Genomic DNA, 13,959 nt, shown 5'->3' with positions numbered 1-13,959 from the left:
TACGATTAATATTCTTATTACCACCCTGTTAATCTCTACTTATATTGAAATAACCTACACTATATAAAAGACGAATGCCTTTCGGCACTCGTCTTTCATTCCTTTTACAAATTACAAATGCCCCGGTGTTTAGATGAGATTCAGAAGATACCTGAAGCCTTCTTTATAACCTCAAAAGCCACCGGTTAAACAATATGGTATAGCTTATATAATGTTTAATTGGCACAGATGGCCATTTATCATGTGCCATTCTTTTGTAATTCATTAATTAGTTAATCCATGATGCCCCAATAATAACCAACAAGATAAATAAAACTACCAATAAAGCGAAACCTCCGCCGTATCCACCAGACATGTTGTATCCTCCCTTCAGTTACATACTTGCTTTAGTTAGTACACGTATGATGCACCAACAATCACGAGTAAAATGAACAGAACTACGATGAAAGCAAACCCTCCACCAAATTCTTGACTCATGACCACACCTCCTTTTGAGCTGCTACCGTATCATATTCAAATCCAGTAAAAAGGAATGGGCCTTTTGCTTAGTTACTTGCTTTTTTTCGGTGATTATTATCCATTTACCTAAGGAATAAATTGCATGTTTCTATGCCTAATCACCCTATAAATCCACGGTAATTGTTATAATTGTCAAATAATATTAAGGCTTATCCTTTTTTTAACATAGGTTTTATGTTATAGTTAGGCATGTTATAAAATACTTTTTATTTTGGCAACATGCTAAAAGGAGTGTAGTGGATGAAGAAATGGTTAATTACGTTGGCATCAGCGACTTTACTTATGAGTCTTGCAGCCTGCAACAACGAATCGGATGAAGCAGTGGTAGAAACTAAAGCGGGAAATGTTACTAAAGAGGAACTCTATGAACAATTAAAAGATCAATACGGGGATCAGGCAGTAAAAGAACTCGTATATAAAAAAGTTCTCTCTGATAAATATAAAGTAACAGATAAAGAAGTGAATGCACAGGTTGATGAAACCAAAGAAAGTCTCGGTGAAAATTTCGAAGCAGCTTTAGCACAGTCTGGCTTCAAAGATGAAAAAGCCTTTAAAGAATCCGTAAAATTCAACCTTTTACAAGAAAAAGCAGCTCTTGATTCAATTGATGTAACGGATAAGGAACTTAAAGATTATTATAATAATAAATATAAAATCGACTTAAAAGCTCGCCATATTCTTGTTGCGGATGAGAAAACAGCGAAAGAAGTGAAGGCTAAACTTGATAAAGGCGAGAAATTCGAGGATTTAGCAAAGAAATATTCAACAGATACAGCCAACAAGGATAAAGGCGGAGACCTTGGCTGGTTCGGCGTTGGACAAATGGTAGCAGCATTTGAGAATGCAGCATATGGCCTTGAAGTCAATAAAATCTCTGAGCCTGTCCAAACGGAGCATGGATTCCATATCATTCAGGTAACAGAGAAAAAGGAAAATGATAAGCCTTCCTTTGAAAAATCAAAAGATGAAGTAACAAGGAATGTTAAACTTGCTAAAATGGATTCCGCAAAAGCTCAGGAAGCCATTCAAAAAGTGATTGATGCTGCAGATATTGAAGTAAAAGATAAAGATTTAAAAGATGCCTTTTAATCTTAAAAAACTCGACCGAATGTGGTCGAGTTTTTTTATTGTGCCATTGCTTTTTTTCTTTTTTCTTCTTCTATTCTTTCTATATAAACATTTCCCTCCTGTTCAATCCAGGTTTCATCCACTTTTTGTTCTTCCCTGATTGATTTGATGGTCATAAAAGCACTTAAGAAGATGCCAGATATAATCAGTCCAATAAAAATTGACAAGCTTGTCTTCTCCCTCCTTAAGGATTTAGTATCCTTTTTAAAAATATATGCTTTAAAAAAAGAAATATGCTTTCCGTTAAGCGGAAAGCATATTTTATGACGTGATTCTATTTTATATTGGGTTTATAAAGACTCCGATTATCAAGAGGGAATATTCGCTCTGTAAATTCTCCCGGTTTTACCCGATCAAGTGCACGATCCATCATATTCATCTTTGCATCTAGGTTATCAATATAGTGTAAGATTTCTGCCTCTTTAACTAATGGCGGTTTTGGACTGCCCCACTCCGCTTTACCATGATGGCTCAAAACGATATGCTGAAGGATAAGGACTTCCTCACCATGAATATTTAATTCATCAGCTACCTTCCCAATTTCATTCACCATGATGGAAATATGACCAAGCAGATTCCCTTCAACCGTATAGGTAGTTGCAATCGGTCCTGAAAGTTCCTTAACTTTCCCTAAATCATGAAGAATAACGCCTGCATATAATAAATCTTTATTCAATGTTGGATATAGCTCAGCAATTGATTTTGCTAAATTCAGCATGGATACAACATGGTATGCCAGCCCTGAAAAGAATTCATGATGGTTCTTCGTGGCAGCAGGATATTCCAAAAACTCATTTAAATATTTTTTAACCAAATGTCTCGTTATACGTTGGATATTAGGATTCGTCATTTCAAATATATATTTTGTAATCGTATCAGACATCTCATCTTTACCTAAAGGAGCAGTTGGCAATAAATCGGCAATATTGACCAACTCATTATCGTTCTTCATACGAATAGAACGAATCCGAAGTTGCAGCTTCCCTTTGTAATTTTGCACATCACCTGTTACACGTACAATCGATTCAGGTACATACAGTTGTTCATCTTCAGATTTCACATCCCAAAGCTTTGCTTCTATTTCCCCGCTTTTATCCTGAAATATTAACGATAAAAAAGGCTTACCGTTACTTGCTGTCCCTTTTATAGCATTCTTTATGAATAGATGAAGATCAATCGTATCTCCAACTTCATGATGGGCAATTCCCTTCATGTATATCCCTCCCCGGTCAATTCCATATTCATTATATCACGCAAAATAAAAATATTAGCTTAAAATCAACTTGTTAATTGAATAACAGCCTGCTTATCAAACATAGTTGCTATATGTTCATGGCAAGTGAAAAAGAGGACTTGATTCCCCTCTCTACTAATATGCTTTAATAGAGATATCATTCTCTCCGATCGCTTATCGTCAAAATTCACAAAAGTATCATCCATGATAAGCGGCCATTCTTTCCGTCCATCAATTGTTCCCGCTAAAGCAAGCCTTATCGAAACATACGTAAGTTCCGCCGTCCCTCTGCTCAAAGTTTTAGAGTTGACCTGCATTCCATCATGGTCCAATAATGAGAGCCCCTCTCCATCATCTGAAAATAGGATTTTTACATATCTTCCATTCGTCAGATTACGTAAATACTCATTAGCCTTTTCAATAATTGCCGGGAGTTTTTCTTGCTTATACAATTTAATAGATTCCGCTAAAGCTCCCTTTGTAATACTGTAGGTCATCCACTTTTTGGCCATTAATTGAAATTCTTGTTTTACTATCTGATGATTGTGAAGCAATTCCTCCACTGTTCCATCTTCTTCAAGCCTTGTAATCTCATACTTTACCTCAGCCAACCTTTTTCTTAACCGATTTAATGTAGTTTCACAGCTATCAAGCTCACTCTCTTTTTCTGCTATTCTTTCCCTTAAAACGAAGTCTGTAACAGTATGGTAACGATTGAGATCCGAATAGTTCCCGAGCTGCCCAATCAATTGTCTCTTGGAAGAGTTCAGCTGATTTCGTTCTGCAGCATCTCTCCCACGTTGATAAAACTCTTCTACATGATGACACTCCGCTTCCTGGAGCAGCTCCTGTTTTTCTTGATTAAGCTGTATGCAAACATCTTGAAGCGGCTCTATTTCCTCCTCAAGCTCCTCTAACTTCTCGTTAATCATATTTTTTTGCCTATAGGCCAATTCATTTTCCTTATACTTTTGAACAATGGAGTGATTTATTTGCTCAATGCTTTGGTTAACCTCCACACCAAACTCCTCTGCAAGCTTATGAATATATCGGATATACTCATCCTTTTTTTCTTTATTATAAGAGAGCAATGATCGCAACTTGTTCTTTTCCAACATAAGATTTTTAATCTTTTCAATACGCTCAAAAGCATCAAATAGCATAGTACGGGAAACATCATCTGGAAGTGACCATTCATTTCCAAGTGATATCAATTTATTCTCACAAGCTGCCAGCTCTTTTTCCCATTCTTCAAATGCATCAATTAAACTGTCAAATCTCGCTTCCTGCTGCTCTTTACGCAGTGATTCCAGCTTGTACTTTTCTCGATTTACCGTATCCTCTTCAAGTACGTTTAGTTGCATCTGGTAGCTTTGTTCATCTACGGAAATCACTGGTGATTGCTTTACAATTTCCTCATAGTAAGCAATTTCTTTATTTATTTCCTCCGATTGCAGCTGATTACCCATCATGGAATTCATAAGTATAATGAGAACAATGCTGACAACTGCCACTATCATTCCACTGCCCATTGGCAGGTGTCCCCCTATAATGAATAAAAGGACTGCCAGGATTGCAGCAAATAGGACAAACCCAGAGATAACCGTCTGTTTTTTCTTACCCTTTTGCTCAAATCTTAATGCTTGATCCCGTCGTTGCTTTAATCGTCTAATGACTTCCTTTGCTGACTTTTCTTCCAGAGCTGCCTGATCTACATAATGATACTGTTCCACTGTTTTCTTCAGTCTTTCTCTTTCATAGTCGGGCAATAATTTTTTCTCATAAATATCTATGATTTGTTCAATTTGTTCCAATTTTACCCGTTCTTTTTCAAGCTGTGTATCAAGCTCCAATTTCTTCTTTGTGAGTGTATGCTTCTCTAATTCAAGCTGTTTAATTTCTTCCTTGCGAAAGATACTTGTATCAAAGCCTTCCATTATTTCAGGGTCAAATTGTGTATGCAACTCTCCCTGCAGCTTTTTAATTTTCTCCTCCAAATGCTTCCATTCAATTGATAGGGTCTGGATTTCTTCGTTTAAGTTGCTCAATTTATCATAATAAAATTCAGCTTGACGTACCTTCTCAGCACTTCCAAGCCACTGTTTATTGACACTTAAAGCATCTTTTTCATCCTGGAGGTCTTTCAGTTTATTTAACTGAGTCTTTAATAATGTTTCCTTTGCCGTCCTTTCAGCCTCTACCTTTTCCATACGCCCCATCCCATTTACCGGAAAAGGAGATTCTTTCAATTCATTGAGACGGGCTTGAATTGCGGCTAGTTCATGAATGCTTGGCAGCAGTCTCTGCCAATCTTTTAAATGTATTAAATTGGTTTTGATTCGATCGATTTTTTCTTGATTAATAGATATTTCGTCAATCAATTGCCTATCTTCAGCCAAAAATGTATTATAGCTTTTTTCTCTCTCCCTTGCTTTCTGAATGGCCTGGGAACTCTGTTTTAATTCTGCCAGTTTTTGATTTATAAGTGGTTTTTTACCGCCAGGCTTAAACAGGCTATCCATTTGCTTCTGCAGCCCCGCTTCCATATCCCAAAGCCTTTCGCTTCCGCTCATACCTGCAAAAAAAAGATATTTCCCTAATTGATCTTCCTCCAGACGATAAATGTCTTGCAGGCCGTCTAAATTAAAGGAATAAATGGATTCATAAAATCCTCGGTCCACTCCCTTTAACCATTCTTTTATTTTCTCCTCTCCCCCGACTTTACCGGACCTGTCATAAACCGCACAATCAGCACCCTGATGTCCTTTCACTCTTTCAATCATTATTTCCCCTATTTCAGGCAGCACAATGACCAGCTTCCCCCCATATCGGCTGCCTCCTATCGGCTCATAAGAGGGAGTTGTTTGGTTTTTTGCAGGAAAACCAAATAGCATCGCATGGATAAAAGAGAAAATAGTGGATTTACCAGCTTCATTTTCTCCATAGAAAACATTTATATCTGAAGTTAATTCCAGTTGGTAGTCAACAAATTTACCAAATCCATATATATGTATTTTTTTTATAATCAAAATATGTTCTCCTCATTTCAACGATTTAAACGCTTCACTAATTCTAACGTTGCCTCGTCCAAAATTTGCTGCCACTCGCTTTCTTCCCAAGATTCCAGGTACTTTCTAGCCGTAGAATGCGTAAAGAGAGCTTCTCCGTATTTCATATATTGTTCAGAATTCATATTGGCAGTATTCCTCAAAAGTTCATCCATAAACGTTTCAGATACCTCATCATTTCCACTTGTATAATGGGGTGGAATCAATGTACAGGAGTGAATCCATACAGACGGCTCATTCATATCCTCTTCACCCTGAATTCCTTCAAGTAGGCTGTCCATATCGAAGTAAAGCCATTCCTGGCTAGGATCGGCCGAGGATGCATCAATCATTATATTCAACAGAATATACTTATCTGGCTTAAAAGCATCAGCTTTTGCCCTTTCCAGACCAGCTATGAGTTCATTTATAGACGAAATATGATTGGCAAGAATAATTTCCGTCTTCCATTCCAATGTAGAAACTGGTACAAATTCTAAAATAGTGGCTGATCCAGACATGGTAACCATATAGAATCCTTTTTCACCTGTCTCTTTTTTGTTCCTGCCCTGAAGACATCCTGGATAAATGGCCGGAGGGTCATGAAGAATTTCCATTCGTTTATGGATATGGCCAAGGGCCCAATAATCAAAGTGTTTACTGAGCAGCTCACTTCTCGAAAAAGGAGCATAGTTACCGTGGACACTCTCTCCATCTAAATTCCCATGTAGAATCCCAATATGGTAATCACTATTTCCGGTTGGTTTATATTCCTGAATGATCCGATCATGGATATGACGTTTATCGTAGCTGAATCCATACAGGTTCACGCTGGTTCCATCATCCTCTTTGATAAATTGTTTAACTTCTACTTCACGTCCATAAACATAAACATTTGGGGGTAAACTAATATCAAAATAATTTCCATTTATATAATCATGATTTCCATGAATTAAGTATACAGGGATAGAATGGTGATTCAATCGTTCCATTTCCGACTTGAATTTTAATTGTGCCTTCAAGTTTCGCTCTTCATGATCATAAATATCTCCGGCAAAAATAACAAAATCGATTCTTTCCTGAATGGCCTTGTCTACAAGTTTTGTTAGGGCAACATATCCACTGTTTTTTATTTGATCATAAATGGCACTATGCATATGTTGAAATCCCGAAAAGACACTGCCTAAATGAAGATCTGCTGCGTGTATAAATTTTACGCCTCGCATTGTACCACACTCCTTCCATGCCATTTTACTACAAACAATTGCTCAATTTACCGTCCTAATCAAAAAAACACAAATCTAATTATCTCATATGTTGACTAAAATTATTTAGGTCATGCCTTTTTATAATCAGCGTGGGATTACAGAGTCTCTGTAAACCAGGTAAGGTGAGTTAATCACGAAAAAGCATAAAAAACTCACTCCCTATACAAGGAAGTGAGCAAATTTTTATTTATTGCTGTTTGTCAAATCGAGTGCCTTTTTAATATTTTTATACGAACTGGAATTTCCATACAACAGTACTCCACCTTTATATACTTTGGCTCCGATATAGGCTAATAACCCAATCGTCACAATCAGAATGGCAATACTTATTGCAATTTCAACATTAGATATTTCAAGCATTCCTACACGCATAAACATAAGCATAGGCGAAAAGAACGGTATATAAGAAGTAACCGTTATAAATTTTGCTTCCGGATTAGTAAGCCCTATCATGGCAAGCATGAATCCGAGGACAACAAGCATAGTCATTGGCATAATCATTTGTTGCAAATCCTCAATCTTACTTACTAAAGATCCAAGACACGCTGCCATCGTTGCATATAATAAATACCCTAAGAAGGTAAATAAAACCGCATAAATAATCGTTTTTGACCTCATATTATCAAAGCCAAACGCTTCGAAAATTTCGCCCATCCCACTGCTGGTATTTTTAAACGACATATAGCCGACCAACACAAATATCGCGAGCTGAGTTAATGTCAAAAGAGCAATCCCCGTAATTTTCGCAAACATTTGCTGAATGGGTGACACACTCGATATTAGGATTTCCATCACTCGGGAGGATTTTTCAATGGCCACTTCATTGGCAATCATACTGGCATAAACGACTACAGAGAAATAAATCACAAATATCATCACATAGACAAGACCACGAGCCTGATCAAGCTCTTCTTCTGATTTCGCCTGATCATTTAATGGGACGATTTCAAACGAAACAGGCTTGTATATCGCTGCGAGCTGTTCATCCGTAATATTAACCTTCTTCGTTAACACACTTGTTTGGATCTGCTGCAAAGCAGTTTGGATTTCTGAACTTTCATTCGAATTGGCGATCGATTGGGCCTTAAAGATACCTGTCGGAACATCATCCTGTTCCCTCAGCACCAAATACCCTTCCAGATTCCCTTCTTCTTCATCTTTCTTTGCGTCAGCTTCGGTTTTATAGGCTTTAAGTCTTAATTCACTTCCACTGCTGCTCAGTTGTTTTTCCAATGCAGAATAAAAACCGCCTGATTCTTCCACAACCCCAATTGTCGTATCATCTTTGTCAAACAAACCTACAATCCGATCCAGATTCATAAAGGCTAGAACCATTAATAAAATAATACCTGTTGATACGATAAATGACTTACTTTTTACCTTCGATATATACGTTTGAAATGTCATAATCCAAAATTTATTCATATTGAGCACCAACCTTTTCAATGAAAATATCCTTCAAGGATGGTTCTTCCAATTCGAACTTCCGTATAAAGCCGCGTTTCACTGTGTCCTGTAAAATCAACTCAGCATCCTTCTCATTGGTAATTTGCAAATGGATCCCTTCTGTTACTTTTGTTGCTTTTGTGACCCCAGGATAATCATTCAGGAAATCCAGAGCAAAATCAGCATGAATGACAACATTCTTTTTACCAAAGGAACGCTTTATATCCTTTAGTGATCCTTTAACAATTGCCTGCCCATTTTGAAGTATGCAGAGCTGTTCACATAATTCTTCTACATGTTCCATCCGGTGGCTGGAAAAAACGATTGTTGTTCCATTTTTTCTTAGATCATGCACAGCTGTCTTTAATACTTCTACATTTAAAGGATCCAAACCGCTAAATGGTTCATCTAAAATTAATAACTCAGGTTTATGTATAACTGAAGCAATAAATTGTATTTTTTGTTGATTCCCTTTAGAAAGATCGCCAACCTTTTTATCGTAATACTGCGGAACATTAAAGCGATCCAGCCAATCTTTCGCTTCCTTTATAGCATCGGATCTGTTCATCCCTCGTAAACGAGCCAAATAAATTAATTGATCACCTGTTTTAATTTTCGGGTACAATCCTCGTTCTTCAGGAAGATACCCGACCCTTGAGCTTGTAGAATAATCAATTTTCTTTCCCTTCCAACTGACGCTCCCTTCTGTTGGATCCAACAAACCGAGAATCATCCGAAAAGTTGTTGTTTTACCGGCTCCATTTGCTCCAAGCATCCCAAATATCGTACCCTCTGGCACATCAAGTGACAGATTATTCACTGCTGTAAATTCACCGAATCGCTTTATCACATTATTTACTAGTAAAGTCAAATAAAATTCCCCCCATTATCAATTCCTATATTTATTTTATTATACTTCGTCTAATAATTGAAAGGTAATTCTAAACTTTACAAATTTTAACTTTCTATGCGAAAATAATATCATCTGATAGATCAGTGTAAATTTAGGAGGAATAGAGATGAAAACCTATAAATTAACCGTATTTGAGACAGATGGTGAAAAAGTATTGGATGAATCGTTTCAGGCAGAGAATGATGATATGGCCAAAGAAATGGGACAAAAGCTGCTGGCTGAAAAAGGATACGAAGAAAAGACACATCGATGCACCTCACCGTTAGGCAAGCTTATATTATTTCACAGATAAAAATAAGGTCTGTATAATTCCATTCTACTCGGAATTCCACAGACCTTATTGCTTATTTTCCTTTAAACCTCGGTTTTCTTTTCTCTACAAACGCCTGAATACCTTCAGCATGATCTTCCGTTTGTCTCATCACAAATTGTGAATGTTTTTCTAATTCGAGTATCTTTAACAATTTTGGACGGTTTGTTTCAGCAAGAATTTTTTTTGTACGAATCATAGACTGAATTGGTTTTGCCTTCCATTCTTCTACTTTTCTTCGAACCTCTTCTTCAAGGCTATCCCTCGCTACCAGATCAACCAAACCAATTTCTGATGCCTGATCAGCATTCATTACATTACCTTCCCAGATTACTTCCTGGGCTCTTAAATCCCCAAGCCTACGTTCCAGGAAAAAATGTCCTCCGCCATCAGGAATTAAGCCAATCCCAATGAAATTCATGGCTAATTTACTCTCCCGCTCCGCAATAACGCAGTCAGTAGCCAGGGCAAGGCTGAATCCGAGTCCCGCCGCTGCCCCATGAACGGCTGCAATTGTTAATTTAGGCATCGTGTACATAGCCATGGCTAGTTCATTAATACAATCCATTATTCCGTAAAAATCTTTTTCATTGCCCAGGTTAAACATGGATTTAATATCACCGCCTGAGCAAAATCCGTTTCCATTCCCTTTAAGAATAATGATTGTAATTTCTTCATCAAGACTCAAAGCTTTCAATTCTTTGTTTAATTCCACGAGCATCTCTTTATTAAGAGCATTTAATACTTCAGGACGGTTTAATGACACTGTAGCGACAGTCCCTTCCTTTTGCACAACTACGCTCTTGATAACAGAGGCAGGTTTCACTGGCAAAATCCCCTTTCAAATTTGATATATTTTTATTATAAATGTTTTTGTAAGCGTTTTAATACTAAAAAATGTAATAAATTAGAGTTTTTTGTATATTAAACAAATAAACAACCGAGTTCTCGCCAAATCGGAAAACTCGGTTGTTTATTTATCGCGTTAATAAAGCTTTTAAATACTCTATTTTTTTATTTGTATAATGTTCATATCCTTCATTATAGGATTTAGGATCTTTTGGATTGGCAAAATGAGTAATTTTCCCGGAGTCAGGGTCTATAAATTTGCTGGCCGCTCCACATCCAAGTCCTAAAATTGTCTGCTGTTCCTCCATAATCAGTATATTATATAGACTCTCCATGCCAGGTAAAGCATACCCGACATTCTCAAGGTTACCTAAAATATTCTTTTGTCTATATAAATAGTATGGATGATAACCATGGGCTTGGGTCCATTTTTCAGCTTCATTCATCATTTGTTCCACTTCTGTACGATCTGCAACCTTATAGCGCATTTTATTTCTCGTCATCTCAGAAGCCCGCTTAAAGGATAAGGTATGCACAGTTAATGATTCCGGCATCAGTTTCTCCGTTTCATCCAGACTGTTCTTCAGTTCATGGACACCTTCACCCGGAAGTCCGATAATTAAATCCATATTCACATTATTCATACCGGCATCTTTTGCCATCTTATATTTTTGGATTGTTTCCTCTACTGTATGATGTCGCCCAATTGCCTTCAATGTTTCTTGTGTATAGGTCTGTGGATTAATGCTGATCCGGTCAATATTCCATTTCTTAAGAACCTGTAACTTTTCCGGTGTAATGGTATCCGGCCGGCCTGCTTCCACCGTGATTTCCCGCACTTTTGATACATCAGGGAATGATTCATATAACTCTTCATATAGCATGTCCATCTCTTCAGCTGAAATACTTGTCGGTGTCCCACCGCCAAAGTAGATGGTTGTAATTTTTACTTTATTGTCCTTCAGCCATTTACCGATTTCTCTCATTTCATAATGAAGTCCTCCGAGGAATGAGGTCACATTTCCCTGACGTCCATTAATGGCATAGGCAGGGAACGTACAATATGCACATTTAGTAGGGCAGAAGGGAATCCCAATATAAATGCTCACTTCCCTCTTCAAATCATATAAATCAGGAATGACTTCTAATTGGCGGGCAGCTATTTCTTCCAATAAATCCAATTTTTCACCTGAGATAGAATAAGAATCACTCAACTGCCTTTTTGCAACCGATGCATCAATATTTTCCTTTACATATTGATGCCATAATTTAGTCGGACGAATACCGGTTAATAATCCCCATTTCTGAATCACTCCTGTATATTGCTCAAGAACCTTTAAAAAAACATATGAAAACGAATGCTTTCTTTGTTTAAAAATTGCCTTTTCATCTGCTGAGTCCGTGACATTCCTATTAAATGTGGATTCGTATACATTATTGTGAAGAGAATCCTTTAATATTGCATCCGTATATAATGTATGATCGATTATTTCTTGGTTTAAAGTAATCGTTAAATCTGAAGGTGTTTCATCATTCGTAAGCAGTGTTGCTTCTTCAAAAAATAAGTCTGCAATCAAAGACAGAGGTCGATACAGCCTTTCATCTTCAATGCCATTTATTAAAATACGCATGCCTATCCCCTTTTCAAAAATTCAATCCATCTCAGTTTACTGAACATGTTGTAAGTGGTCAATCCTGAATAAATCTTCTTCCTTATCATAACTATTTAGGTTAACTGATATTCAGTTTTGGATGGTTCTTCAAAAGCAAAAAGGATAGCCGGTGCAGCTATCCCTATCCGTTTGGTATATTATCCATTATAAACCATACATTAATCAATCTTGATATTCATCTTTTTTAAGAAACCAATGGGATGCTGTCTTCTAAATACCTCTTTAATCAGGTAGGCCACGCCCAGTTCATCATTGCTACGGGTGATCCATTTCGCTGAACGCTTAACATCGACATCAGCATTTGCTACAGCTACTCCTAGTCCAGCTCTTCGTACCAGTTCAGATTCATCCAAATCACAGCCAATTAAAACTACTTCACTTGCTGATATGCCTCTGCTTTTTAACAAGTAGTTGAATGCTTTCTCTTTCGTAGCCTGTACCGGCAAAATTACTAGCTTATTCGACTGATCCTCCTGTATCGTTACGTTATCAAACATTGCTTCAATACCGGCTTTCGCATCTGCTCTATCCTGTTTTGTATCCAAATAGATATCAACTTGCAGCGGAGACAATGGATGACTGTGTAAATACTCTTCCAGAGAGTCTACAAATTGTTGTGCATATATAGCGGTTTCTCCCGGAGTCCATTTGATTCTTGTAAAGAGTGGTGTGGGCATATCTACTCGATTTCCAATTGTTAAATCCTCATGTATCAAACGAATATGTCCGCCTAATTTTTCCAAAAAGCGCACAATATCAAGGGTTGTATTTTCCGATATTCGTTTAACAAAAATAGGATTTTTGAGATTTTCCAGAATGAATCCACCCTGATGTGAAATGATATGCGGATTACACTTGAGAGCTTTTCCTGTTCGTTGTGCATAGTCATAATTACTCGAGCTTAATAAGGCCACTTCTACTCCCTTTTTAGCTACATATTCTATCGATTCTCTTGTAAGAGTATGGAGTTTTCCATTTGAAGATAATAGTGCACCATCCATGTTAATCATTAACATTTTGTATACCATGATGTTCAATCCACCTTTCATGATGCCCATATACATTCTGTATGCGGTTTTTGGCAGATTTATAACTTTTTTATAAAGAAAAAAGAACCGCTTTAGCTTATGAACTTAGTCCCTCACTAGTTTGCAGTGGAGAATGTTCATGCGCTAAACGGTTCTTTATATGTTTAGGATTGTGTTCCGTACAAATCTTCCAATGGTTTTGTGATAATACGATTTAAATCTGTAAGAATCACACTCATTTTTTGTTCTGCTTCCATTAATTTAGAGATAGCTTCATGCTGTTGCACAAGCGCTACTGTTTTTTGAGCCTGCATTACCTCTTCTTCTGTAATTTCCTGACCCATCATTTGTTTTTGCTGAAGATTCATTTGTATGTCTCTGAAATTATTAAACATCGTTCTTGCTTCTTCATCAGACATTATAGCATTGTACATATTCTTTAATTCTGTATACTCCGCACTTTCACGTATGCCTTTTTCTACTGAATAAGCTAAATCATATAAGTTAACTGCCATGATATACCTCCTGTTTTCTTTTACACTGA

14 protein-coding genes are annotated in these 13,959 nt (G+C 37.1%); 2 read left to right on the top strand and 12 right to left on the bottom strand.

Going from position 1 to position 13,959, the window contains the following annotated elements; genetic code table 11:
• Window positions 1-268: 268 nt before the first annotated feature.
• Window positions 269-355 (bottom strand): YjcZ family sporulation protein, encoded by an 87-nt coding sequence (locus AC4G3L_RS07925; RefSeq protein ID WP_066101882.1) that lies wholly within the window; start codon window positions 353-355, stop codon window positions 269-271.
• Window positions 356-390: 35 nt separating this feature from the next.
• Complete coding sequence (locus tag AC4G3L_RS07920; protein WP_491077169.1) at window positions 391-477, bottom strand: YjcZ family sporulation protein; 87 nt, start codon at window positions 475-477, stop codon at window positions 391-393.
• Window positions 478-759: 282 nt separating this feature from the next.
• Here AC4G3L_RS07920 and AC4G3L_RS07915 point away from each other — a divergent pair, with 282 nt between their 5' ends.
• Window positions 760-1,608: a peptidylprolyl isomerase gene (locus tag AC4G3L_RS07915; RefSeq protein WP_491076416.1), complete on the top strand. Its 849-nt coding sequence runs from the start codon at window positions 760-762 to the stop codon at window positions 1,606-1,608.
• Window positions 1,609-1,643: 35 nt separating this feature from the next.
• Here AC4G3L_RS07915 and AC4G3L_RS07910 read toward each other — a convergent pair whose 3' ends face one another.
• The 6 genes from AC4G3L_RS07910 to AC4G3L_RS07885 form a co-directional block, all read right to left on the bottom strand.
• Window positions 1,644-1,814, bottom strand: a complete 171-nt coding sequence (locus AC4G3L_RS07910) for a sporulation YhaL family protein (RefSeq protein ID WP_491076415.1) — start codon at window positions 1,812-1,814, stop codon at window positions 1,644-1,646.
• 107 nt (window positions 1,815-1,921) lie between these two features.
• Window positions 1,922-2,860, bottom strand: a complete 939-nt coding sequence (gene yhaM, locus AC4G3L_RS07905; protein ID WP_491076414.1) for a 3'-5' exoribonuclease YhaM — start codon at window positions 2,858-2,860, stop codon at window positions 1,922-1,924.
• Between the two features lie 65 nt (window positions 2,861-2,925).
• The gene (locus tag AC4G3L_RS07900; RefSeq protein ID WP_491076413.1) at window positions 2,926-5,910 is read right to left on the bottom strand and encodes an AAA family ATPase; all 2,985 of its coding nucleotides are present in this window, start codon (window positions 5,908-5,910) and stop codon (window positions 2,926-2,928) included.
• Window positions 5,911-5,927: 17 nt separating this feature from the next.
• Window positions 5,928-7,154, bottom strand: a complete 1,227-nt coding sequence (locus AC4G3L_RS07895; RefSeq protein ID WP_491076412.1) for a metallophosphoesterase family protein — start codon at window positions 7,152-7,154, stop codon at window positions 5,928-5,930.
• Between the two features lie 225 nt (window positions 7,155-7,379).
• Entirely contained in the window at window positions 7,380-8,621 is a 1,242-nt protein-coding gene (locus tag AC4G3L_RS07890) for an ABC transporter permease (RefSeq protein WP_491076411.1), read from the bottom strand.
• On the bottom strand, window positions 8,614-9,513 hold the full coding sequence (locus AC4G3L_RS07885) for an ABC transporter ATP-binding protein (protein WP_491076410.1): 900 nt from the start codon (window positions 9,511-9,513) through the stop codon (window positions 8,614-8,616). The genes AC4G3L_RS07890 and AC4G3L_RS07885 overlap by 8 nt, the downstream gene beginning before the upstream one ends.
• A 148-nt stretch (window positions 9,514-9,661) precedes the next feature.
• On the opposite strand from AC4G3L_RS07885, the gene AC4G3L_RS07880 reads away from it, so the two are divergent.
• On the top strand, window positions 9,662-9,847 hold the full coding sequence (locus AC4G3L_RS07880) for a YhzD family protein (RefSeq protein WP_491076409.1): 186 nt from the start codon (window positions 9,662-9,664) through the stop codon (window positions 9,845-9,847).
• A 52-nt stretch (window positions 9,848-9,899) separates the two neighbouring features.
• Here AC4G3L_RS07880 and AC4G3L_RS07875 read toward each other — a convergent pair whose 3' ends face one another.
• The 4 genes from AC4G3L_RS07875 to AC4G3L_RS07860 all read right to left on the bottom strand — a co-directional run bounded on the left by AC4G3L_RS07875 (window position 9,900) and on the right by AC4G3L_RS07860 (window position 13,930).
• On the bottom strand, window positions 9,900-10,691 hold the full coding sequence (locus tag AC4G3L_RS07875) for an enoyl-CoA hydratase (protein ID WP_491076408.1): 792 nt from the start codon (window positions 10,689-10,691) through the stop codon (window positions 9,900-9,902).
• A gap of 151 nt (window positions 10,692-10,842) precedes the next feature.
• Window positions 10,843-12,345 carry a coproporphyrinogen III oxidase gene (locus AC4G3L_RS07870; RefSeq protein ID WP_491076407.1) on the bottom strand — a complete coding sequence of 501 codons (1,503 nt, stop codon included), beginning with the start codon at window positions 12,343-12,345 and terminating at the stop codon, window positions 10,843-10,845.
• Window positions 12,346-12,545: 200 nt separating this feature from the next.
• Window positions 12,546-13,415: an HAD hydrolase family protein gene (locus AC4G3L_RS07865; protein WP_491076406.1), complete on the bottom strand. Its 870-nt coding sequence runs from the start codon at window positions 13,413-13,415 to the stop codon at window positions 12,546-12,548.
• A gap of 164 nt (window positions 13,416-13,579) precedes the next feature.
• Window positions 13,580-13,930 carry a YlbF/YmcA family competence regulator gene (locus AC4G3L_RS07860; protein ID WP_491076405.1) on the bottom strand — a complete coding sequence of 117 codons (351 nt, stop codon included), beginning with the start codon at window positions 13,928-13,930 and terminating at the stop codon, window positions 13,580-13,582.
• Window positions 13,931-13,959: the final 29 nt, after the last annotated feature.

The sequence above is a fragment of the Bacillus sp. z33 genome (assembly GCF_058313615.1).
Note: the sequence above shows the minus strand (reverse complement) of the source record. Positions and strands in the feature narration are given on the sequence as shown.

What these genes read in the sequence shown, in the direction of transcription:
- AC4G3L_RS07860 (WP_491076405.1), bottom strand. Translation starts at nt 13,930, where the DNA reads ATGGCAGTTAACTTATATGATTTAGCTTATTCAGTAGAAAAAGGCATA.
- AC4G3L_RS07925 (WP_066101882.1), bottom strand. Translation starts at nt 355, where the DNA reads ATGTCTGGTGGATACGGCGGAGGTTTCGCTTTATTGGTAGTTTTATTT.
- AC4G3L_RS07895 (WP_491076412.1), bottom strand. Translation starts at nt 7,154, where the DNA reads ATGCGAGGCGTAAAATTTATACACGCAGCAGATCTTCATTTAGGCAGT.
- AC4G3L_RS07920 (WP_491077169.1), bottom strand. Translation starts at nt 477, where the DNA reads ATGAGTCAAGAATTTGGTGGAGGGTTTGCTTTCATCGTAGTTCTGTTC.
- AC4G3L_RS07915 (WP_491076416.1), top strand. Translation starts at nt 760, where the DNA reads ATGAAGAAATGGTTAATTACGTTGGCATCAGCGACTTTACTTATGAGT.
- yhaM (WP_491076414.1), bottom strand. Translation starts at nt 2,860, where the DNA reads ATGAAGGGAATTGCCCATCATGAAGTTGGAGATACGATTGATCTTCAT.
- AC4G3L_RS07890 (WP_491076411.1), bottom strand. Translation starts at nt 8,621, where the DNA reads ATGAATAAATTTTGGATTATGACATTTCAAACGTATATATCGAAGGTA.
- AC4G3L_RS07865 (WP_491076406.1), bottom strand. Translation starts at nt 13,415, where the DNA reads ATGGTATACAAAATGTTAATGATTAACATGGATGGTGCACTATTATCT.
- AC4G3L_RS07880 (WP_491076409.1), top strand. Translation starts at nt 9,662, where the DNA reads ATGAAAACCTATAAATTAACCGTATTTGAGACAGATGGTGAAAAAGTA.
- AC4G3L_RS07870 (WP_491076407.1), bottom strand. Translation starts at nt 12,345, where the DNA reads ATGCGTATTTTAATAAATGGCATTGAAGATGAAAGGCTGTATCGACCT.